At 69.0% G+C, this 21,871-nt stretch carries 21 protein-coding genes; 6 read left to right on the top strand and 15 right to left on the bottom strand.

The features are described from left to right. The first annotated feature begins 6 nt into the window (after positions 1 to 6). From KY493_RS10610 to KY493_RS10600, 3 genes are all read left to right on the top strand, one after another. The gene (locus KY493_RS10610) at positions 7 to 1,227 is read left to right on the top strand and encodes an NADP-dependent isocitrate dehydrogenase (protein WP_219896314.1); all 1,221 of its coding nucleotides are present in this window, start codon (positions 7 to 9) and stop codon (positions 1,225 to 1,227) included. A gap of 159 nt (positions 1,228 to 1,386) precedes the next feature. Continuing rightward, positions 1,387 to 2,100 carry a DUF2939 domain-containing protein gene (locus KY493_RS10605; protein WP_255567863.1) on the top strand — a complete coding sequence of 238 codons (714 nt, stop codon included), beginning with the start codon at positions 1,387 to 1,389 and terminating at the stop codon, positions 2,098 to 2,100. Between the two features lie 29 nt (positions 2,101 to 2,129). Beyond that, entirely contained in the window at positions 2,130 to 2,687 is a 558-nt protein-coding gene (locus KY493_RS10600) for a DUF2939 domain-containing protein (RefSeq protein WP_219896313.1), read from the top strand. Positions 2,688 to 2,689: 2 nt separating this feature from the next. Here KY493_RS10600 and alaS read toward each other — a convergent pair whose 3' ends face one another. The 7 genes from alaS to chpT form a co-directional block, all read right to left on the bottom strand. Further along, entirely contained in the window at positions 2,690 to 5,338 is a 2,649-nt protein-coding gene (gene alaS / locus KY493_RS10595) for an alanine--tRNA ligase (RefSeq protein ID WP_219896312.1), read from the bottom strand. Between the two features lie 134 nt (positions 5,339 to 5,472). Further along, positions 5,473 to 5,676, bottom strand: coding sequence for a hypothetical protein (locus KY493_RS10590; RefSeq protein ID WP_219896311.1), 204 nt, complete (start codon positions 5,674 to 5,676; stop codon positions 5,473 to 5,475). Between the two features lie 188 nt (positions 5,677 to 5,864). Then, positions 5,865 to 6,947 (bottom strand): recombinase RecA, encoded by a 1,083-nt coding sequence (recA, locus tag KY493_RS10585; RefSeq protein WP_219896310.1) that lies wholly within the window; start codon positions 6,945 to 6,947, stop codon positions 5,865 to 5,867. Positions 6,948 to 7,126: 179 nt separating this feature from the next. After that, a complete protein-coding gene (locus KY493_RS10580) occupies positions 7,127 to 8,869 on the bottom strand; it encodes a M20/M25/M40 family metallo-hydrolase (RefSeq protein ID WP_219896309.1) in 1,743 nt (580 codons plus the stop codon). 56 nt (positions 8,870 to 8,925) lie between these two features. After that, positions 8,926 to 9,741 (bottom strand): protein-glutamate O-methyltransferase CheR, encoded by an 816-nt coding sequence (locus KY493_RS10575; protein WP_219896308.1) that lies wholly within the window; start codon positions 9,739 to 9,741, stop codon positions 8,926 to 8,928. Then, a complete protein-coding gene (locus KY493_RS10570; protein WP_219896307.1) occupies positions 9,738 to 10,145 on the bottom strand; it encodes a PleD family two-component system response regulator in 408 nt (135 codons plus the stop codon). The genes KY493_RS10575 and KY493_RS10570 overlap by 4 nt, the downstream gene beginning before the upstream one ends. Before the next feature lie 103 nt (positions 10,146 to 10,248). Further along, entirely contained in the window at positions 10,249 to 10,911 is a 663-nt protein-coding gene (gene chpT / locus KY493_RS10565) for a histidine phosphotransferase ChpT (protein WP_219896306.1), read from the bottom strand. A gap of 89 nt (positions 10,912 to 11,000) precedes the next feature. Between chpT and cysQ the strand changes: the two genes are divergently transcribed. Continuing rightward, on the top strand, positions 11,001 to 11,810 hold the full coding sequence (gene cysQ / locus KY493_RS10560) for a 3'(2'),5'-bisphosphate nucleotidase CysQ (RefSeq protein ID WP_219896305.1): 810 nt from the start codon (positions 11,001 to 11,003) through the stop codon (positions 11,808 to 11,810). Here cysQ and KY493_RS10555 read toward each other — a convergent pair. From KY493_RS10555 to KY493_RS10540, 4 genes are all read right to left on the bottom strand, one after another. Beyond that, positions 11,759 to 13,072, bottom strand: a complete 1,314-nt coding sequence (locus KY493_RS10555; RefSeq protein ID WP_219896304.1) for a hypothetical protein — start codon at positions 13,070 to 13,072, stop codon at positions 11,759 to 11,761. The genes cysQ and KY493_RS10555 overlap by 52 nt on opposite strands. 106 nt (positions 13,073 to 13,178) lie before the next feature. Further along, positions 13,179 to 13,526: a hypothetical protein gene (locus KY493_RS10550; RefSeq protein WP_255567862.1), complete on the bottom strand. Its 348-nt coding sequence runs from the start codon at positions 13,524 to 13,526 to the stop codon at positions 13,179 to 13,181. A 78-nt stretch (positions 13,527 to 13,604) separates the two neighbouring features. Then, positions 13,605 to 15,236, bottom strand: coding sequence for a peptide chain release factor 3 (locus tag KY493_RS10545; RefSeq protein WP_219896303.1), 1,632 nt, complete (start codon positions 15,234 to 15,236; stop codon positions 13,605 to 13,607). Between the two features lie 31 nt (positions 15,237 to 15,267). Next, positions 15,268 to 16,866: a lipopolysaccharide assembly protein LapB gene (locus KY493_RS10540; RefSeq protein WP_219896302.1), complete on the bottom strand. Its 1,599-nt coding sequence runs from the start codon at positions 16,864 to 16,866 to the stop codon at positions 15,268 to 15,270. A 157-nt stretch (positions 16,867 to 17,023) separates the two neighbouring features. Here KY493_RS10540 and KY493_RS10535 point away from each other — a divergent pair, with 157 nt between their 5' ends. After that, complete coding sequence (locus KY493_RS10535) at positions 17,024 to 17,167, top strand: hypothetical protein (RefSeq protein ID WP_219896301.1); 144 nt, start codon at positions 17,024 to 17,026, stop codon at positions 17,165 to 17,167. A gap of 7 nt (positions 17,168 to 17,174) precedes the next feature. Here the strand turns inward: KY493_RS10535 and KY493_RS10530 are convergent, their stop codons facing one another. Continuing rightward, complete coding sequence (locus KY493_RS10530; protein ID WP_219896300.1) at positions 17,175 to 17,555, bottom strand: hypothetical protein; 381 nt, start codon at positions 17,553 to 17,555, stop codon at positions 17,175 to 17,177. A gap of 255 nt (positions 17,556 to 17,810) precedes the next feature. Here KY493_RS10530 and KY493_RS10525 point away from each other — a divergent pair, with 255 nt between their 5' ends. Further along, positions 17,811 to 18,119: a hypothetical protein gene (locus KY493_RS10525; protein ID WP_219896299.1), complete on the top strand. Its 309-nt coding sequence runs from the start codon at positions 17,811 to 17,813 to the stop codon at positions 18,117 to 18,119. Between the two features lie 37 nt (positions 18,120 to 18,156). Here KY493_RS10525 and KY493_RS10520 read toward each other — a convergent pair whose 3' ends face one another. The 3 genes from KY493_RS10520 to KY493_RS10510 are packed head-to-tail and all read right to left on the bottom strand — an operon-like array spanning position 18,157 to position 21,762. After that, the gene (locus KY493_RS10520) at positions 18,157 to 19,209 is read right to left on the bottom strand and encodes a mechanosensitive ion channel family protein (protein ID WP_219896298.1); all 1,053 of its coding nucleotides are present in this window, start codon (positions 19,207 to 19,209) and stop codon (positions 18,157 to 18,159) included. 24 nt (positions 19,210 to 19,233) lie between these two features. Next, complete coding sequence (locus tag KY493_RS10515; RefSeq protein WP_219896297.1) at positions 19,234 to 20,010, bottom strand: exodeoxyribonuclease III; 777 nt, start codon at positions 20,008 to 20,010, stop codon at positions 19,234 to 19,236. A gap of 6 nt (positions 20,011 to 20,016) precedes the next feature. Further along, entirely contained in the window at positions 20,017 to 21,762 is a 1,746-nt protein-coding gene (locus KY493_RS10510; RefSeq protein WP_219896296.1) for an ATP-binding protein, read from the bottom strand. Positions 21,763 to 21,871: the final 109 nt, after the last annotated feature.

Raw genomic sequence — 21,871 nt, 5'->3', positions numbered from 1 at the left:
TCACGCATGGCCAAGATCAAGGTCGCCAACCCCATCGTCGACATCGACGGCGACGAAATGACCCGCATCATCTGGCAGATGATCAAGGACAAGCTGGTGTTCCCGTTCCTGGATCTGGAACTGGACTACTACGACCTGGGCATGGAGAACCGTGACGCCACCGAGGACCAGGTGACGGTCGACGCCGCCCACGCGATCCAGAAGCACGGCGTGGGCGTCAAGTGCGCCACCATCACCCCGGACGAGGCGCGGGTGAAGGAGTTCGGCCTGAAGAAGATGTGGAAGTCGCCCAACGGCACCATCCGCAACATCCTGGGCGGCGTGGTCTTCCGCGAGCCGATCATCTGCTCCAACGTGCCGCGCCTGGTGCCGGGCTGGACCCAGCCGATCGTCGTCGGCCGTCACGCCTTTGGCGACCAGTACAAGGCGACCGACTTCCTGATGCCGGGCAAGGGCACGCTGTCGATCAAGTTCGTCGGCGACGACGGCGAAGTGATCGAGCACGAAGTGTTCAAGTCGCCGGGCGCCGGCGTCGCCATGGGCATGTACAACCTGGACGACTCGATCCGCGAGTTCGCCCGCGCCAGCTTCGCCTACGGCCTGAACCGAAACTATCCGGTCTATCTGTCGACCAAGAACACCATCCTCAAGGCCTATGACGGACGCTTCAAGGACCTGTTCCAGGAAGTGTTCGACGCCGAGTTCAAGACCGAGTTCGACGCGCGCGGCCTGACCTATGAGCACCGCCTGATCGACGACATGGTGGCGGCCGCCATCAAGTGGTCGGGCGGCTTCGTCTGGGCGTGCAAGAACTATGACGGCGACGTCCAGTCGGACGTGGTGGCGCAGGGCTTCGGCTCGCTGGGCCTGATGACCTCGGTCTTGATGACGCCGGACGGCAAGGTGCTGGAGACCGAGGCCGCACACGGCACCGTGACCCGCCACTATCGCCAGCACCAGAAGGGTGAGGCCACCTCGACCAACTCGATCGCCTCGATCTTCGCCTGGACGCGCGGCTTCAAGCATCGCGCCAAGCTGGACAACAACGCCGAGTTGGGCGTGTTCGCCGAGACGCTGGAAAAGGTGGTGGTCGACACCGTCGAGGCCGGCTTCATGACCAAGGACCTGGCGCTTCTGGTCGGCGATCAGCAGGGCTGGCTGACCACCGAGGGCTTCCTCGACAAGGTCGCCGAGAACCTGAGCGCCGCCCTGCCGGAGGCGGCGTAAGGGCGAGGAGGCATCGGGCTCAAGCAGCGCGAAGCGCGGGGGGCCACAAACACGGGCTCAAGCAGCGCGAAGCGCGATAGCCCCACTAAGCATGACGCCCGCCGGAGCGATCCGGCGGGCGTTTTCGCATCCAACGAGCTTGACCGCGCGTTAGGGGTCGTGGCCCACTGGGCGCAGTATGAAGGCCTGTTCCGCCGCATGACCGATGCTCGTCCGCCTGCAGCCGACACCCGCCCGATCTGGGTGCGCGAGGCCGAGCGCAAGGCGGCCGAAAGACGCGAGCCTTCCGTCAAGAAGCTGCTGGTCAACCTGATCCTCATCGCGGTGGCGGCGGCGCTCGTCTGTTTCGTTGCTGCGCCCTTCTTCGCTTTCGGCGCCATTCGCGCGGCGGCGAATGCGTCGGACGTGCAGGGTCTCGGCCGGCTGATCGACTATGATGCGGTGCGGGCGTCGTTGCGGCCGCAACTGTCCGGACGGCCCGAGCCGCTGACGCCGCCGCCCTCCTTCTTCCAGGACCCCGTCGCGGCCGTGCGTCGTCAGTTCCAGCAGTCTGTGACACGGCCGGTGCGGACTGCGGTCGATCCCGAAATCTATCTGTCGCCCCGCGCCCTGCACGCCCTGACGCTGGGCTATGGCCGCCGCGCGGACGCCTTTACGGCGAGCGGGCAAGAGGCGGAGGGCGGGTTCCGGCGCCAGCCCTGGCCGGCCTTCTGGAGCTTCGACCGGGCGCGGGTGTCCGTGCCGGGTCAGGACGGGGGCGAGCGTACGCTTTTCACCTTTGAGCGACGCGGGCCGTTCGAGTGGCGGCTGGTCCACATCGGCTTGCCGCAGGCCGTGGTGGCGGCTGCGCCGGCGCAACCGGCGGCGCGCTGAAGGCTTTGTTGCGGCTAAGAGGGGATCGCATGAAACGCAAACTGTTGTGGACGCTGGCCGTTCTGGTCGTGCTGGGCTTCGCCGGCGCGTTCTTCGCCTCGCCCTTTCTGGCGGCGCAGAGCCTGGTGCGGGCCGCGCGCGCGGGCGACGCCGCCGGGATCGAGCGTCACGTCGACTTTCCTGCCTTTCGCCAAAGCCTGAAGGACGAGCTGAGCGCGCGGCTGCTGGCCGAGTTCGGCGGCGAGCGGCGCGGGGGCGCGTTGGGCAGCCTCGGCATGCTGCTGGCGCCGCAGCTGGTGTCGGGCGCGGTGGAAAGCTTCGTCACCCCGCAAGGGATCGCGGCGCTGGTGCGCGAGGGCGAAGCGCCCGATCCGCAGAGCCGACCGGCGGAAACGCCACAGCCGGACACGCCCCAGGACGCGTCGGGCGAGGACGTGCGCCAATCCTGGGCCTATCGCGACCTCAACACCTTCGCCGTCACTCTGACGCGCGAGAGCCGCCCGGACGATCCGCTGGTGCTGCTGATGCAGCGGCGCGGGCCGTTCAGCTGGAAGCTGGCGGCCATCGACCTGACGCCCGCCTCCTGAAGTCAGCCGGCCAGCGCCGCGCGAACGGCGGCCAGCCCCGCTTCGGCCTTGGACCCGTCAGGCGCGCCGCCCTGGGCGAAGTCGGGCTTTCCGCCCGCGCCCTGGCCGCCCATGGCTAGAACCGCCGCGCGGGCGAGGTCGGCGGCGTTGACGCGGCCCGCCATGTCGCTGGTCACGGCCACCGTCACCGCGGCGCGTCCGTCGGTCACGCCGATCAGGGCGACGACGCCCGAGCCGACCTGTTTCCTGAAGTCCTCGGCCACGCCGCGCAGGCCCTTGCCGTCCACGCCGTCGAGCACGCGCGCGATCAGCTTGACGCCACTGATCTCCTCGGGCGCGGCGGATGCGCCGGAGCCGCCACCCAGGGCGAGTTGCTTCTTCAGTTCGGCGACCTGCTTCTCCAGCGCCTTGACCGATGTCTGCAGGCCTTCGACGCGGCCGGCCACGTCGCCGGGCTGGACCTTGAAGTCGCGGGCGAGGCCGCGGGCGACCTTGGCCTGGCCTTCCAGATAGAGGCGCGCCGCCTCGCCGGTCAGGCCCTCGATGCGGCGCACGCCGGCCGCGACGCCGGCCTCGGACACCACCTTGAACAGGGCGATGTCGCCGGTGCGCGCCACATGGGTGCCGCCGCACAGTTCGACGGAATAGGGAGCGTTGTCGCTGGTGAGCGAACGACCCAGCGTCAGGACGCGCACCTCGTCGCCGTATTTCTCGCCGAACAGGGCGATGGCGCCGGCCTCGATCGCCTCCTGCGGCGCCATCAGCTTGGTCTCCGCCGGGACGTTCTGGCGGATCACGGCGTTCACCTCGGCCTCGATGGCGGCGATCTGGTCGTCGGTTACGGGCGCGTTGTGGCTGAAGTCGAAGCGGGCGCGTTCGGCGTCGACCAGCTGCCCCTTCTGCGCGACGTGCGGGCCCAGCACGTTCTTCAACGCGGTGTGCAGCAGGTGCGCGGCCGAGTGGTTGGCGCGGGTGGTCTGGCGCTTGTCCGCATCGACCCGCTGGGCCACGCGGGCGCCGAGTTCGAGCTTGCCCGCCGTGATCTCGGCCGACAGGACGTGCAGGTCGCCGGCGTGCTTCTTGACGTCGATGACCTCGGCCTCGCCGCCCGGCCATTCCAGCGTGCCGTGGTCGCCGGTCTGGCCGCCGCTTTCGGCATAGAAAGGCGTCTGGTCGAACAGGATTTCGACGATGTCGCCGGCCTCGGCCGCATCGGTCGGCTCGCCCGCCTTCATCAGGGCCAGCACCTCGCCCGAGCCGTCGACGGAGTCATAGCCGGTGAAGACGGTCGGACCCATGCGGTCGCGCACGGCCAGCCATTCGGAGGCGTTGGCGCTCTGGCCCGAACCCTTCCAGTGCTCGCGCGAACGCGCGCGCTGCTCGGTCATGGCGACGTCGAAGCCTTCGACGTCGACGGTGAAGCCGCGACGGCGCGCTTCGTCCTGCGTCAGGTCCAGCGGGAAGCCGTAGGTGTCGTAGAGGGTAAAGGCCGTCTGGCCCGACAGCACGCCGCCGTCGCCCAGCGACCGCGACGCCTCTTCCAGCAGGCCCATGCCGCGACCCAGCGTGGTGCGGAAGCGGATTTCCTCCTGCTTCAGCGTGTCCTCGATGAAGGCCTGGGCGCGGGCGAGTTCGGGATAGGCGTCGCCCATCTCGCCGACCAGGGCCGGCACCAGCCGGTGCATCAGCGGGTCCTGCGCGCCCAGGAGGTGCGCATGGCGCATGGCGCGGCGCATGATCCGGCGCAGCACATAGCCGCGTCCCTCGTTCGAGGGCGTGACGCCGTCGGCGATGAGGAAGGAGGAAGAGCGCAGGTGGTCGGCGATGACGCGGTGGCTGGCCTTGCGGTCCCCTTCAGCCGTGGTCGAGGTCGCTTCTTCCGACGCCGCGATCAGGCGGCGGAACAGGTCCACCTCATAGTTGGAGTGGACGCCCTGCAGCACCGCGGCGATCCGCTCCAACCCCATGCCGGTGTCGATGGACGGTCTTTCGAGCTTTCGAACGATCTGGTCGTTCTCCTTCTCGAACTGCATGAAGACGTTGTTCCAGACCTCGACGAACCGGTCGCCGTCCTCGTCCGGGCTGCCGGGAGGGCCGCCGGGGATGTGGTCGCCGTGGTCGTAGAAGATTTCGGTGCAGGGACCGCACGGGCCGCTGTCGCCCATGGCCCAGAAGTTGTCGGAGCCGGCGATGCGCACGATCTTGTCGTCGGAGAAGCCGGCGACCTTTTTCCAGATGTCAAAGGCCTCGTCGTCGTCGATGTAGACGGTGACCATCAGCCGCTTGGGATCGAGGCCGAACTCCTTGGTGACCAGGGTCCAGGCGCGGTCGATCGCGTGTTCCTTGAAATAGTCGCCGAAGGAGAAATTCCCCAGCATTTCAAAGAAGGTATGGTGGCGCGCGGTGTAGCCGACGTTGTCGAGATCGTTGTGCTTGCCGCCGGCGCGAACGCACTTCTGCGAGGAGGTCGCGCGCTTGTAGGGCGGGGTGGAGGCGCCGGTGAAATAGTCCTTGAACGGCACCATGCCCGCATTGACGAACAACAGGGACGGATCGTTCTGCGGCACCAGCGGGGCCGAATGCACCTTCGTGTGGCCGTCGGCCGCGAAGAAGTCGAGGAAGGTGGATCGGATCTCGTTCAGGCTGGGCATGGCGGCGCGTTTCGGCTGGGAGGATCAGGCCATATAGGGGCAGGCGCGCGATCAAGCCATGCGTTTTCGGCGGGCGTCGGCCCGCGCCCCGTCATCCCCGCCTGTGCGGCGGGAATGACGGACTGGAGACGGCCTTACGCCTCGACTTCGTCGACCTCGGCGTCGTCTTCGGAGAGCAGGGCGTCCAGGGCGTCGATGATGGCGTCGAGCTGCTCGGGCGTGGCCTCGACGGTCAGCGAGCCGCCGGCGTCGCCTTCGATCTCGATCAGATAGCCTTCCTCGGTTTCGGACAGGCTGAACTGGGTCAGGGCCTGGGTTTGGGTCTTTTCGTCGGCCATGGGGAGGCTCCTTGCGTGGTGAACCGGATCAACGGTCCGGCCGTGCGGAAGGCTCCGGGGCGCGGGCAAAGAAAAAGGCCGTTCGACGGTCGTGTCGAACGGCCTTCGCTTTCTCCGTCCCGCCCCGACGGGGTAGATGGCGGGTCGCCGGACCCGGACGGAGGAAGAGCGGCGAGGAGAGCCGGAAATCAGCCCTCCAGGTCTTGACCCTCGTCCGGCTCGGGCGTGCCCAAGAGCTCGTCGGCGATCTTGTTGGTCGAGGCGCGCACGGCCTTTTCGATGGAGGCGGCGATGTCCGGATTGGTGCGCAGGAACTCGCGCACATTCTCCCGGCCCTGGCCGATCCGGGTCGAGTCATAGGAGAACCAGCTGCCCGACTTCTCGATGATCCCGGCCTTGACGCCCAGGTCGATGATCTCGCCCAGCTTGGAGACGCCTTCACCGTACATGATGTCGAAGATGACCTCGCGGAACGGCGGGGCGACCTTGTTCTTGACCACCTTCACGCGGGTGGTGTTGCCCACCACCTCGTCGCGGTTCTTGATCGCGCCGGTGCGGCGGATGTCCAGGCGCACCGAGGCGTAGAACTTCAGCGCATTGCCGCCGGTGGTCGTCTCGGGCGAGCCGTACATCACGCCGATCTTGTGACGGATCTGGTTGATGAACAGGACGATGCACTTGGACTTGGAGATCGAGGCGGTCAGCTTGCGCAGCGCCTGGCTCATCAGGCGAGCCTGAAGGCCGGGCAGGCTGTCGCCCATCTCGCCCTCGATCTCGGCGCGCGGCGTCAGGGCGGCGACAGAATCGACCACCACGATGTCCACCGCGCCCGAACGGACCAGGGTGTCGACGATCTCCAGCGCCTGTTCGCCGGTGTCGGGTTGCGACACCAGAAGGTCGTCCAGGTTCACGCCCAGCTTCTGGGCGTAGATGGGATCCAGCGCATGCTCGGCGTCGACAAAGGCGGCGACGCCGCCCTTTTTCTGCACCTCGGCCACGGTGTGGAGCGCCAGGGTGGTCTTGCCCGAGGATTCGGGGCCGAACACCTCGATCACCCGGCCGACCGGCAGGCCGCCGATGCCTAGCGCCATGTCCAGGCCCAGCGAGCCGGTCGAGACGCTTTCGATCTCGGCCACCTGGCCCGCCTTGCCCAGCTTCATCACCGAGCCCTTGCCAAAGGCGCGATCGATCTGTGCGATCGCCGCCTCAAGCGCCCGCTGCTTGTCTCCGTCTTCCTTGCCCACGAGTTTCAACGCCGCCTGCGAAGCCATTGCCTTGGTCTCCCTTGCCATGATTCCCATCAATGCTTGGGAGAGACCCGCCATGGACCCGCTCCCTTGTGAGACGGACTATGTGCATGGTTTGTTCTGGTTCACAAGATGTTCTCATCCGCAGGACAGCGCCCGCTGCGATGTTGCGACCATTCCTGACGCACCAGCTGATCGGCGGGTCAGGCAGGCTGCCGAGAGGCGAGCGGGCGGCACAGCATCAGCAGCAGCAAGGCGGGCAGGGCGACCACCCCCGGCAGCAGGCCGCCGATGCCGAGGAACAGGTGGTGCGCGAGGCTGAGCAGCCAGGCGCCGCCGATCACGGTCGCCAGCAGCGGCGCGATCACGGCCGGAGCCTTGTCGAGCGCATCAGCTGTCGAGGCGGAGAGGGCGGCGGCGAGCGCGGCCAGCAGCGTGGGCCAGGCCACGATCGGCGCCGTGGTCGGGGCGAGGGTCTGGGCGGCGAGGGTAACGACGAGCCCGAGCCCGATCAGTCCGATCCAGCCGCTCCATGCGTTTCGGGTTTGAAGCCCGGGCGCAATCGGCAGGACCAGAGCCACGGCGGACGTCGCCAGCAGCATCGGGTTGGGACCAGCGCGCGCGATGCAGATCACGGCTGCTACGCCGACCATGGCGACGGCGCTCCATCTGCCGCGACGGCCTTTCCCGAACAGGAGCAGAGCCGCCAGGCCGAGCTGGCTGATGGCGACCGCCGCCTCCAGCCAGCCCAGCCGCGCCATGATGGTATAATAGCCCTCCGGCCCTGTGGGACCGGCCAGCAGCCGCAGCGCCTGCGCGGTGACAAGCCCGGCCGCCAGGAACCAGACGCCGCCCAGCACGCCACGTCCGACATCGGCGGCGCTGAGCCCGCCGACCCGTCCGACCCTCCACACGGAAAATCCCCAAAGCGCCAGGGCGCCCGCGACCCCGATCCACCCCGCCGCCGGCGGATAGGACAGCACGATCCGGCCCAGCACGTCCGTGTAGACCACATCCGCGGTCGCCGCAGGCAAAGCGGGCGCGCGCGCCAGACGGTCGGCGAACTCCAGCGCCTGTGACCCAATGTGCTGGACGCTGCCGGCGTCGAGGTTGTCCGGCGTCGACAAGGGCGTGTGGTAGTGGGCGGGCCGGCCGAGGAACGCCAGGTTGATCCCCTGAACGCCGGCGTCCTTTGGCAGGCTGAAGTCCGTGCCGTTGGGCATCCGCTCATAGACGAAAACCGACAGCGAGTTCGACGACACCCCGCCGGTGACGCGGGACGCGATGGCGGCGAAGGCGGAAACCGTGTCGGCGTTGCCGCGCCCGGTCTCGAACATGGCGGCCCGACCGCCGCCGCCGCGCGCCTCCAGATTGGCCACGGCTCCGATTGTGTCGCGCAACGGATGGGCGGCGAAGAAGGCGCGGGCGCCGATCAGGCCGATCTCCTCCGCGTCGGTGAACAGGACGATCACGGTGCGCGGGGCCGGGCCTCTGGCGCGGATGGCGCGCACCGCCTCCAGGATCGCGGCGACGCCCGTCGTGTTGTCCGCCGCCCCGGGCGAGCGGGGCGTGGTGTCATAGTGGGCCATCAGGGCCACGGCGGGAAGCGCGGGGTCGGAGCCGGGCAGCACGCCGATCAGGTTGACGCCCTCTCCCGCGCCCGGATCGAGGCCCGGCGGCGCGTGGTCGGCCAGACGGAAGCCTTGAGTCTGCGTCTGCAGGCCCAGGCCCCCCATCCGTCCGAGCAGATAGGCTCGCACCCGCGCATGGTCGGGCGATCCGACAGGGTGCGGGCGCTGGGCGATCTCTCGCACGTCCGCCAGGGCGCGTGTGGCGGAAAAGGCGGTTGCGGGCGCGTCGGCCGGAAGGGGGCGCGGGCTCTGGCTCGTCAGCACGGCCAGCCCGAACGCCCCGGCCAGCGCCGCGATCAACAGAAACAGCCGCATCGCCCCGCCTCCTGCCAGAGGCGCAGTTAAGAGGCCGATCCGCCTTCTGGCAATCGTCAGGCGGCGCGGCGCAGAGAGGCGGGCGATTTGACGTAGACGCCGCGGCGGCCGTTCACGGGGCGAAAGGCGACCGTGTCGTCCTCGATCCGCTCGTCCAGACCCAGGAACAGGCAACCGTCGTCCACCAGCCGCTGTTCGAGGCCGTCCAGCACGCGAGCGCGCCGCGACGGGTCCATGTCGCCCAGGACGTTGCGGCAGAAGATGACGTCGAAGCGGACGTCGTCGGTCGGCTCGTCCAGCAGGTTGGCGCGGGCGAAGCGAACGGCCTGCGTAAGTTCGGGGCCGGCGCGCCACTGATCCTCGCTGGACTCGAACCATCTCAGCATGGCGTGGGCGCTCAGGCCGCGCTGGATCTCGAAACCGGTGTAGATTCCGGCGCGCGCCTTTTCGATCGCGCGGCTGGACAGGTCGGTGCCCAGCACCTCGACCCGCGCATCGGCGCCCAGCGCGCCCATCGCGAGCGACCAAGTCTCCTGGCCGGTCGAGCAGCCGGCCGACCAGACGCGGATCGGCCGATCGGTCCGCACCCGCCCCAACGCCGGGATCAGTTCGCGCTCGAACACCGCAAACGGCGCGCGGTCGCGGCGGAACCAGGTCTCCGGGTTCAGCAGCGCCTCGATCACGGCCCAGCCAAGCGAGGCGACCGGCCGCGCCCACAGGGCCGCCAGCATGGCCTCGACGCTGTCGTAGGACTCACGCCGCGCCACCGGAGCCAGCCGGTGCTCGGCCAGGCGGATGCGATCGCGCGTGAGCCGGAAACCGGCGCGCGAGATCATCAGGCCTTGCAGCCGCTCGAAGTCTTCCGGGCTCATGACGCAGGCGCGCCCGCGTGGGCGGCGATCGTCGGGACAAAGCCGACCTCGGCCAGCTTGGACTGCAGGATCTCGCCGTCGAACGGCTTCATCACATATTCGTCGGCGCCGGCGGACAGGGCCTCGGCGATGCGCTCGGCCCGCGTCTCGATGGTGCAGAACAGCACCTTGGGTCGCTCGCCGCCCGGCATGGCGCGCAGCCGGCGCAGAAAGGTCAGCCCGTCCATGACCGGCATGGACCAGTCCAGCAGAACCGCATCCGGCATCATTCCGGCGCAATAGGCCAGGGCCTCGGCGCCGTCGGCGGCCTCGTCGACCTCGAAGCCCAGACCTTCCACGATGCGCCGGGCGACCTTGCGGATGATCCGGCTGTCGTCGACGATGAGGCAGGTCCTGAGGTCCAAGGTCGTCTTCCGAAAGGGCGCGCCGGGCGAAAAAGGGCGGCCGTGACTCGAGAGGGATTATCGCGCCCTGCCGGTTAACGAGGTGTTGGGACGGCGCCGGATCTCAGCCCGGCATCCGCGCCGTGATCGCGACAAGCCCGTCGTCGATGGCGAGGTCAAGCGTTCCGCCCGCGTCGCGCACCGTCAGCCAGAGCCAGTAGGGCTGGATCCACTGGCCGGCGAGGCCGTCGGTCAGGCGCTGGCCGTTCAAACCGGTGACCACTTCGGGCTTCAACCGGGCGCGGGCGCCTTCCGCCCGGCCCTCGAACACCAGGGCGTCGCCGTCGCGTCGGCTGGTGACGACCGCCTGGCCGCCCATGGGCAGGGCCAGCGCCGTCAGATAGGCGAGGTTGGTTAGGGCGCGCGCCTGGGGCTTTGAGAAGTCGCCGCCGTCGATGCGCCAGTCCAGCACCGCGCGCCCGCCCTCGGTCATGCCGGACACTAGGCCGTGCAGCTCTCCGGCGGTGAACCGCTCGCAGGTGGTGGCCGCGCCAAAGGCCACGCGGGCGAAGTGGACCAGAGCCACCAGCTTTCTGGCGCTTTGCTCGATCAGGCCCAAGGCGTCGTCGCGCATGTCCTGCGCCGCCGGATCGTTCATCAGGTCCAAGCCCGAGCTGATCGCGCCGGCCGGGCTGATGAAGTCGTGGCACAGCTTGGCCGCGACATGGGCGGCCAGTTCCTGGCCATCGACGGGCAGATCGAGAAGGGCGTGATCGGACGGGGTCATGCGCGGCCTTGGAACGAGTCGGAAACGGCCGGGACCCTGCCCCGATTTGAGGGTTCTTGGAACCGCCCGCTTGATGCTATCGACAGCCGATGACCGACGCCGTGCACGACCGCCTGTCCCGCAATCTCGCCTCGGGCGCGCTGACGCTGGCGCTGGCGGACATCGCCGAAGAGGCGGGTCGGGTGATCCTGCCCTTCTGGCGCAGCGACATGGCGGTGCAGACCAAGGCCGACGAAAGCCCGGTGACACTTGCGGACCAGAAGGCCGAGGCGCTGATCCTGCAACTGCTGGAGGGGCTCTATCCCGGCGTGCAGGCCGTGGCCGAGGAGCAGTCGGAGGCGCAAGGCAAGCCTGATGCGGCTGCCGACTGGTTCTGGCTGATCGATCCGCTGGACGGCACGCGTGGCTTTGTGAAGGGCGGGGAGGCGTTCACCGTCAACATCGCCCTGGTTCATCAGGGCGCGGTGGTCGCAGGCGTGGTGTCCGCGCCGGCGACGGGCCTGACCTGGCGCAGCGACGCCGGGTCCTGCCGCGAGGGCAAGGGTGCGTCCCGCCGCCGCTTCGGCGAGGCCTGGCAGCCGATCCGCGTGCGCGATCGGCCGCGCGAAGGGCTGGCGCTGCTGAGCCACAGCGTGTCGGACGCCGAGGCCGAGCGCCTGGCGGCGCGGCACGGCTGCACCCGCTGGCAGGGCACGGACTCTTCCCTGAAGTTCTGCCTGATCGCTGAGGGGCGATTCGACGCCTATCCGCGCTCGGGTCCCATCTCGGAATGGGATACGGCGGCCGGCCAGGCTGTGCTGGAGGCCGCGGGGGGGCGGGTGCTGGCCGAGAATGGCCAGCCGCTGGCCTATGGCAAGCCCGGCTTCGTGAACGGCCCGTTCGTCGCCATCGGCGGCTGAGCCAGCAGGCGCTCGGCGCGCTCGGCCAGCACCAGCGCGCCCTGTTCGCGCGCGGTCACGGCCGCCTCCGTCAGGATCAGGCCCAGTTCGGGCGGCGCATCGAGACGGCTCTCGGCAAAGGGAGAGCGCGTCAGGACGGTGCGGGCCAATGTGGTCCGAGCCAGCGCGACATGCGCCATGCCGATCTGGTCGGCCGCCCAGGCCAGCGGCTCCGATGCCGCCGCCTTGATCAGGCGCGCGCGAATGCGCGTCTCGATCGCGTCCAGCCCCGCCACGTCGCCGAGCGTCGCGACCAGCGCCGTCTCGCGTGCGATGCGACGTTCACGCGCCAGGGCGCCCAGGATCAATCCCTGTCCCTGCGTCAGGCTCTCGCATTGCGTCAGGGTCAGCAGCGGAACCGCCTCGTCCTCAGACCGAACCAGCTGGATGGCGATCCAGTCCAGCGGGCTGTGATCCGGGGTGAACTGGTCGGCGGCCGCCTCGAACATCGCGCGCCCCTGCGCCGCCGCATCCGCGTCGCCGGCCAGCGCCGCCAGCACCGACAGGCCGGTTCCGCACAGGGCCAGGGCGCGCGCGCGCGTCAGCGGCCGATAATCGGGCGAGGCGCCGTCGATCAGCACGGCCAAGTCGCGCCCGGCCTCATCCAGCAGGGCGGGATCGCGGCGCATCACCCCGATCTCGAGCGCCAGCCCCGCGCGCTCCATGCGCAGCTCGTCGCCTTGGATCTTGTCCTTGCCGGCGGGGCCTTGAAGCGCCGCGTCCATCCGGGCCGCCGCCTCGCGCAGGCGTCCGTCGTCGCCCGACAGCCGCGCCAGGCGGGCCTCGATGCGCGCGCCGAGCGCGGCGGCCGGCGCCTCAGCGCGCCGGCCGGGCGCGAGCGCCGCCACGGCCTGCTCGGCTTGTTCGAGGCCATCGATCCCGCCGCACAGATCGAACCGGATCATGGAAATATGCGCGACCTCGACCGCAGCAAGCGCGGTTTGATCGGGCGTTCCGGCCTGCTTGACCGCGTCCTGGGCCGCATCGTGAGCACGCGCCAGACTTTCGGCGGCGCCGGTGCGACGGGCGTGCTCGCGCCACAGGGCGCAGGCGCGCAGCGAGGCCGAGAACGGACGCGCGCAAGACACCCGGCCGGCGTCCGTCGACTGCTGCCGCGCCTCGATCCGCAGCAGGTCCGCGCCGATCAGCTCGACCCAGCCGAGGTCGTCCTCCTGCCGCGCCTGGGCGAACAGCTTGCGCAGATCCTTGCCGAATTCGAACATCCTGCCTCGTCCTGTGCCGGAAGGGGACCCTCGCGGCCGCTCTTCCGTGTCGGCAGCAAACGCCCGGCCGCGCGCCGGGTTCGGCTTGAGCATGGGCGAAAAGCGATCAGCCCAGGTTCGGCGCTCGCTGCAGGCACTGTCGCAGGGCCGCGCGGCCCGCCGCCTGATCGGCGCTGAGGCGACGCACGGCCGCGATCCGCGCGCGGGTCTGGTCGCCCTCCGCCGCCTGCGCCGACTTGCCCGCAACCGTCGCCGCCTGCATCGCCGCCAACGACCAGTACAGCGCCGCGTCGTACAGCCGCTTGCCCTCGGCGCTCTCGCCGCCCTCTAGCTCCGACGCCGCCTGCGTCAATCCCGCGCACTGCACCGCCTCCGCATAGGAGACGAGGCCGCTTTCTTGCGCGGGTTCGACGCCGACCAGGCCGACAAGGATCAGAACGCCCAAGGCGATCATGACGGACTCCAACAGGCGATACGCGCCACCATGCGCATCAGATCACGCGCCCGGCGCGGTGAAAAGATGGCGCTGCGATCACCCCCGCTCCTTCGTCCGGGTGAAGGCGATCCTGGGGAAGCGTTCTCCGACGTAACCAGTCTCCCAGCTCGACTTCGCCAGGAACACTGGCGCCTGATCGATGTCGCGGGCCATCTGGGGGCGGTATTTGCCCGTGAAGTCGTCGATGTCGGCGGCCTCGCCGCCGATCCAGCGGGCTTCGGCGTAGGGGGAAGGCTCGAACACGACGTCCAGGCCGTATTCCTCGCCCAGACGGTCAGCCATGACTTCGAACTGCAGCTGGCCCACAGCGCCGACGATGAAGTCTGAACCGAGTTCCGGCCGGAACAGCTGGGTCACGCCTTCTTCGGCCAGGCCTTCCAGCGCCTTCTTCAGGTGCTTGGCCTTCAGCGGGTCCTTCACCCGCACGCGCTGCAGGATTTCGGGCGCGAAGTTGGGCAGGCCGGCAAAGCGGATCAGGCCGCTTTCCGACAGGCTGTCGCCGACGCGCAGCACGCCGTGGTTGGGGATGCCGATCACGTCGCCGGCAAAGGCGTCCTCGGCCAGTTCGCGGTCGGAGGCGAAGAACATGATGGGCGCATTGACGCTCAGCGACTTGCCGGTGTTCTGCACCTTCAGCTTCATGCCGCGCTTGAAGCTGCCCGAGGCCATGCGGAACATGGCGATGCGGTCACGGTGGTTGGGGTCCATGTTGGCTTGGACCTTGAACACGAAGCCGGACACTTCGGCCGAGCCCGGCTCGACGGTCAGCTCGGCGGGCGCCGGGGCGTTGCGGGTCTCGGGCGGGGCTTCCTTGCGGGCCGCCAGCGTCTTCGGCGGCGGCGCCCAGTCGCCGATGGCTTTCAGCAACTCGTCGATGCCGAAATGGCGCAGGGCCGAGCCCCACAGCACCGGCGTCATGTGCCCTTCCAGAAAGGCCTGGCGGTCAAAGGTCGGATAGCCGGCCTCGACCAGCTCCTGCGCCTCCAGCAGCGCCTCGTGCTCGCCTTCCTCGAAGTAGCGGGCGGCGTCGGACAGCGGCAGGGCGTCGGGGTGCGGCGTGTCCTCGACGCTGCCGGCGACCTTGCGGGCGTAGGGCTGGAACCGGCCGGTGCCCATTTCCACCATGCCGCGCAGGCGATTGCCGCTCTCGGCCGGCCACCAGATCGGCGCGGGATCCAGCTGCAGGCGCGATGCGATCTCGTCCAGCAGGGCCATCGGATCCTGAGCCTCGCGGTCCAGCTTGTTGATGAAGGTGATGATGGGAATGTCGCGCAGGCGACAGACCTCGAACAGCTTCAGCGTCTGCGGCTCGATGCCCTTGGCGGCGTCCAGCACCATGATGGCGCAGTCGGCGGCGGTCAGGGTGCGATAGGTGTCTTCGGAGAAGTCCTCGTGACCGGGGGTGTCGAGCAGGTTGAACATCAGATCGCGGTGCTCGAACGTCATCACCGACGCCGAAACCGAGATGCCGCGCTCCTTTTCGATCTTCATCCAGTCCGACTGGGTGCGCCGGTTCTCGCCCCGCGCCCGAACCGCCCCCGCCGCCCGGATCGCCCCGCCGGCCAGAAGGATGTGCTCGGTCAGGGTGGTCTTGCCCGCGTCCGGGTGCGCGATGATGGCGAAGGTCCGGCGGCGGCCGGCCTCTTCGGAAAGGGTCAGTTTCGACATGGGCGCGCACTAGCGCGCGCAGAGGCCGCTGTCACCGGGCGGCGGTAGGTTCCGCATTCTCCGGTGGGCGGTATCGGGGCTCTTCTGGAGTGGGGCCGGACTCGATCTGGTCCTCCACTTCGGGCGGCGGGGGCGCTTCGCCGGCCTTCATCTCCTCGATCATGCGCTGGGCGGCGTCTGCCGCGCCGCCTCCATGCGGACCATTGGCCAGCGGCTCGAGAAGGGCGATGGCCTCACTCTTCTTGTCGGCCCGAACCAGCGCGGAGGCGTAGTTCAGGCGCACCTCCGCAAGCTGCGGCGCCCGATCGAATGCCAGGCCGAGCGTCAACAGGTCGTTTTCGTTCGGATAGTTGGCCACGCCCGATCGAAGTTCGGCCAGCAGCATAAGGGTGCGATAGTGGTTCGGCTCAGCTTCATAGGCACGAGCCAGATAGCCCCGAGCGCCGCGCTGAAGAGCCAGCCGAGCGTCATCGTCCTCGGCGCCTTGCGCCTGTCGCATGTGTTCGGAAGCGAGGAACTGCAACGCCTCGACGTGCGCGGGGTCGATCTCCAGCAGACGCTTCAGCGCCGCCTCGCCCGCTGACCTGTCTCCAAAGTGAAGCCCTGCATGCCCCGCCGCGAGCAAGGCGAGGGGATCGTCTGCATGCCGCGCCGCCAGCCTTGCGGCCTCGCGGCCGGTCGCTTCACGCTGATCCTCGGCCACCCCGACCTTGAGGCGCTGGTTCAGCAACAGCAGGTCGTTCGCTGACGACGGCAGGCGGCTGATCGTGATCTGGGGCTCCGGGAAGGATCCCTCGACGATCCGGCTCGTCAGGCGGCGCCCCGTATAGCGGCGAAGCTCTGCCCTCAACTCAGGAAGCGACAGGCCGGTGGCGCGCTGCATGGCCTCGACCGGATCGCCGCCAGCGCCCACGTCGGTCAGATAGGCGTCCAGCTGGGTGCGACGGGCGGGGTCGCTCATGAACCAGTGCGTCAGCAGCCAGGCGACAGGATAATAGGTGTCGCGATGACTGGAGCGCGTCACCTCTCCGGGACGGCTGCGCAGCAACACCTCCAGCGGCAGCCACGTGGCGTTCAGAAGCCAGCCGGCGCGATTATCCGAGTAGTTGCCGAGCGTGACCCTTCCGTCGTCGATGTCGGCGGTCATGTAGTATTCGGCGAATCCCTCGACGAACCAGCCGGGATAAGCGCCGGGCATGTTCGCCAGCATGAAGTGATGCACATACTCGTGCAGCAGCACCTCGTCGTTCTCGCCCCGAATGGCGACGGCGAAGATATCTTCCTCAGTCGGGAAGTAGGTGCCCACGACGTTCTGTTGCGACGCCGGATGTACGCGCAGCAGGCCCGCCCGCGAGCCCACCAGATAGATCGGGAGCTTGCGCGATGCGTCGGTCGCCGGCGCGCGCCAGAGATAGCGAAGAACGCGATCAAAGGTCTCCAGCTTGCGGACATAATCGTTCAGCGACCGTTCGGAGCCGTCGCTGTAGACAACAAAGCGGTCACTCTCCGCTCTGCGCCAGTCCGCCCACGCCGCGGTAGGCGCCAGCAGCACCGCCGCAGCCGCCGCGAGCATGGTCACGCGCCATCCATGACCAAGCGTCATGTCGATTCCCCGTTCGGATTCCCTCATGGGCCAATCTGCACGGTTGCAGTTCGGGTGTCACCGGAGTTGCGCTGGGTCAAATACCCTCTCGCCACGGAGGGCTATTGGAGTCATGCTCGTGTCCGCGAGACGATCCGGCCACGCAGTCGGGCGCCGTGAGGAAACACAGGAAAGGAAGACCATCATGGCCGTGATCCATCCCGAAGACCGCCTGCACGCCTCCGAAACGCGCGGAAGGCTGCATCCCGCTGTCGGCCTGGCCGTCGGCTTCGGCGCCATCGTGGCGGTCGCCACGGCGGTGCACCTGCTGTTCGGCGTGCTGTTCTAGGACGGCCTCAGGCCGCCAGGCGGTTCCAGACGGCGCGGTCGGCCTCGATCAGGTCGAGGCGGCCGGCGTCGGCCTGGTTGTGCAACTGGCGGATCACGCCTTCGGGCAGGGCGCAGAAGCGCGGCTCGACCAGGTCGGGCTGGCAGTTCGCGGCGGGCGCGGCGAACAGGGCGGCGTTGACCTCGGGTCCGCGGTCGTGGATCAGCCAGGCCAGGCGGCGGGCGCGCGCGGGATCGTTGCGGTGCAGCAGCGGGTCCTCGGCGAAGAGTTCGCAGCCCAGTTCCAGCACATAGTCGAAACCCAGCCGCTCGAACCGGCGCGCGTCGCCGGGCGTGACCGGGCAGGCCTCGTCCAGGTCGAACACGACGTCGTTCAGGAGAAACAGCATGGGCGGCTTTCTGCCTTGGAGGGCGGACGCGGCTTGGTCCGTTTCGCCAACCTAGCCGGGCGCGCTTGCAGTCCCGTTCACGGACGCGGTTAAGGCTTGGTCACCAGCAAGGCGCCGGGAGCCGATGCGTCCCTTTCGGCGCCGGATCGCCGGGCGGGTCAGGAGCTCGCGAGCCAGGGCCGAAGCGCCCTGTCAGAAGCGGCACGGTCGAATGCGGCCGCGCTTTCGGCGTTGTCGCTATTCGGCCTGATCTTCATGCTAGTCAGCACGATGGATGATGAGAGCCGACAGGCTTTGGCGAACGACCGAGCGGAGAAGTACGCGCCCGCGCCCACCGGCGGATCGCTGTTGGCGGGCGTCTGCGGCGGCGTCGTGGCGCTGCTGGGCGATGTCAGCGTTTCGGCCTTCTACGGCTGGCGGCTGCGGGATCATCTGCTGCTTTCGGCCGGCGTCACCGTGATCGGCTTTTTGATCGTGTTCGTTGGCTACAAGCGCCTTGGGCGGCTGAGCCGAGCCGCGCGCAAGTCTGAACGGGCGCAGGTGGACGTGGAGCAGGACCGGTAGCGCAACGGACGGCGCGGTCACGGCGCCAAGGCGCGCCTTAGCCCGCGCCGCGATCGCGGGAGGGTTCCGGCTCGGGCTCCAACGCCGTGTCGCCGCGCGCCTCGGCCATGACGTCGTCGGCGGCGTCATTGTTCGCGGAAGATGGCGTCGGCTGTGGCGCGGCGGCAGGCGAGGGGCCTCGGCCATAGCCCAGCCGACGCAGGGCCTCGTCGCCCTCCAGGCCAAAGGCGCTGCGCAGCCGCAGGTCGGTCTGTGGGAAGGGCGTCTCGATGCCTGCGCCGTCCAGCGCGTCGGCGATCAGCCAGGTATAGGCCGCATGCATGGCCGCCGGCCGCTTGACCGCCTCGCGGGTGGGCCAGACCAGCAGCTCGAACTCCAGCCCGCGCTCGCCGAACGACACCAGCCAGACCTGGCTCTTGCGGGCGTCGCTCTCGGGCAGGGTGAAGGGGCTCGTGCGGGCGCAGGCCAGCACCGCATCGCGCACCCGGCCCCGGTCCGAGCCATAGGCGACGGTGAAGGGAATGTGGATGCGCCGCGTGTCGCCCTTCAGCGTCCAGTTGGTCACCGGCTGCTCGATCAAGCGCGAGTTGGGCACCAGCACGTTGACGTTGTCGTTGGTGCGCACACGGGTGGCGCGCGGGCCGATCTCCATGATCGCGCCGCGGATGCCGATGTCCTCAATCTCGATATAGTCGCCGACCGACACCATCCGATCGAAGATCAGGAACAGGCCCGAGACGAACTCCTTGACCACGCCCTGGAGCCCCAGGCCCACGCCGATGCCGAGCGCGCCGGCGAACACCGCCAGCGACGACAGGTTGACGCCGGCGGCCGACACCGCCGCCATGACGCCCACCACGATGATGCCGTAGCCGGCCAGCCGCTCGAGCAGATAAATGGCCTGGGCGCCGCGCTCGGACCGCGCGCGCAGCCGGCGAAGGAAGCGCGTGACCAGCCAGCTCGCCGCCGCCGTCGCGACCAGGATCACCGCCGCGGTGACCAGCCCGCCGATTGTCAGGGTGACGCCGCCCGCCTGCAGGACGCGGGTCTCGTCCAGGGTGTGCAGGCTGTTTTCCAGGCTCGCCGTCATGGGGTGCAAGCGTTGCGGCTGGGCTCAGGGTTCCAGTTCGATCCAGACGGGGGCGTGATCGCTGGCGCCGTCCTGGCTGCGCACCTCGCGATCGACGCCGGCGTCGATCAGGCGCGCCGTCGCATCCGCGTTCAGCAGCAGGTGGTCGATGCGCAGGCCGGCGTCACGGCTCCAGGCCTCGCGCAGATAGGCCCAGAAGGTCCAGGGCGGCGGATCGTCCGGGAACCGCTCGCGCAGGGCGTCGGTCCAGCCGTCGTCCAAGAGACGGGCGAAGGCGGCGCGCGCTTGCGGGCTCAGCAAGGCGTCGCTCTTCCACGAACGGCTGTTGTAGATGTCCGCCTCGGTCGGGACGACGTTGTAGTCGCCCGCCAGCACCACGGGCGCCGGGGCGTCGCGCAGTGTCCGGGCGTGCGCGATCAGTCGCTCGAACCAGGCCAGCTTGTATTCGAACTTGGGACCGGGCCGGGGATTGCCGTTCGGCAGATAAAGGCAGCCGATCACGACGCCGTTCACCGCCGCCTCTATGTAGCGGGCCTGATCGTCGCCGTGGTCGCCCGGCAGGCGGCGGCGCGTGACGACCGGCGCGCCGACGCGGCTGAGGATGGCCACGCCGTTCCAGCGGTGCTCTCCCTTCCAGGCGGCTTCGTAGCCCGCGTCGAGGATGGCCCCCTGCGGAAACTGCGCGTCCGTGGCCTTCAGTTCCTGCAGGCAGACGACGTCAGGCTGTGCGGTCTGAAGCCACTGCAGCAGGTTGGGCAGTCGGCGGTTGATCCCGTTGATGTTGAAGCTGGCGATCTTCACGCCGGCTCAGGCTTGCAGGGCCAGAGGCAGCGGCGGCAGGGACGGAGCCGCGACGCTCAGGCTCGCCTGCTCAAGCGTCGAGACAAGGGCGGCGGGGTCGATCGGCTTGGTCAGGAAGCTTTCGACGCCCACCGCCAGCCACGCCTGTCGGTGCACATCCATGGCGTTTGCGGTCAGGGCGACCACCGGCGTCTCCCGATTGAGGCCTTCCCGGCGGATCGCGCGCGTCGCGCTGATCCCGTCCATGACCGGCATCTGCATGTCCATCAGGATGATGTCGAACGGCACGTCGCGCGCCAGCGCCACGGCCTCCGCCCCATCCTCGGCGAAGCTCAGCCTGCAGCCGAACGGCTCCAGCAGCATGGCGACGATCTTGCGGTTCACCGGATGGTCGTCAACGGCCAGGATCGACAGTCCGGACAGATCGGCCTCGATCTGCGCCTGCTGTTCCGCCGCCTCCACCCGCTCTTCGGCCTGGCTCGGCAAGGTCAGCTCGAAGGTGGTTCCCACGCCGATTTCGCTCGCGACCGTCAGGGCGCCGCCCATCAGCTCGGCCAGCCGCTTGGAGATGGCCAGGCCCAGGCCGGTGCCGCCGTAACGGCGCGTTACGCCCGCATCGACCTGTTCGAAACTGTCAAAGATGTGCGGCAGCCGATCGTCGGGGATGCCGCAGCCCGTGTCGCTGACCTGGATGCGCAGGGCGGAGCCGTCGGCGATCCACTCGGCGCGCACCGTCACTTCGCCTTCCTGGGTGAACTTCACCGCATTGGACAGGAGGTTGAACAGGATCTGCTGCAGCCGCAGGGCGTCGATGCGCAGGCGGGCAGGGAAGTCGGACGGCAGGTTCAGGCGGATCGCCACGCCGTTGGCGTCGGCCTTCGGCTCCCACAGGCTCTTCAGTCCCTTCAGCTTGTCGCGGACGTCGGTGCTGGTCGGCTCGATCTGCATCTTGCCGGCTTCGATCTTGGAGAAGTCCAGCACGTCGTTGAGCAGGCCCACCAGGACCTCGCCCGCGTCCTTCAGCATGCCGACCTGTTCGCGCTGTTCCGGCTTCAGGCGGCTGCGGTCAAGCAGGGTGGCGGCCGCCATCACGGCGTTCATGGGGGTGCGGATCTCGTGGCTGACCACCGCCAGGAAATCCGATTTCGCCGCGTTGGCGATCTCGGCGCGGTTGCGTTCTTCGGTGGCCACCGCATTGGCCTGCTGAAGCGCCTTGGTCGTCGCGGCGCTCTGGCGAACCGCCACCAGCAGGTGGGTCATGTAGAGCAGGCAGCCGATGGCGATCAGATAGTCCTGGGGCGTGTCCGTCAGGATGGCGCGACCGACCGGCAGGCCCAGGAAATAGAGGGCGTGCGGCGCGACCGAAGCCAGCAGGATCGATCGCACCGAGTTCAGGTGCAGGGTGACGTGAAGCAGTGCGCCGGCGATCAAGACGCTGCCGAACACCATGCCCGTCTCGCCCGCGCCCCACAGATAGATCGAAATGGAGGAATAGACCGTGCTGTTCAGGACGCAGGCCAGACACGCCGCCGCGATCGCGCCAGCGCCCGGACGCTCGCGATCGCTGTTCAGGAACGGCCGGAACGCCAACCAGTCCACGGCCTGCCCGACCGAGACGGCGATCAGCCACACAGCCGGCCAGACGGACGGCGCGATCATCCACGCCGTCAGCGCGATGAAGCCGGCAAGCCCCATGCGGGCCTTCATCTCGCGTCGTCTGGTCTGGGCCACCGCCCGGTAAGGAGTGTTCATGGCGTCCTCTCGCCCGCGACACTATGACGCCAATGCTGGATTAAGCCTTAGCGCGAGCGAGACGACGCCGATTTATCTGCGGTTGCCGGCGAGAGAACCAGCCGGCCCG

Origin of the sequence: Brevundimonas sp. PAMC22021 (assembly GCF_019443405.1) — a bacterium.
Lineage (GTDB): Bacteria > Pseudomonadota > Alphaproteobacteria > Caulobacterales > Caulobacteraceae > Brevundimonas.
Note: the sequence above shows the minus strand (reverse complement) of the source record. Positions and strands in the feature narration are given on the sequence as shown.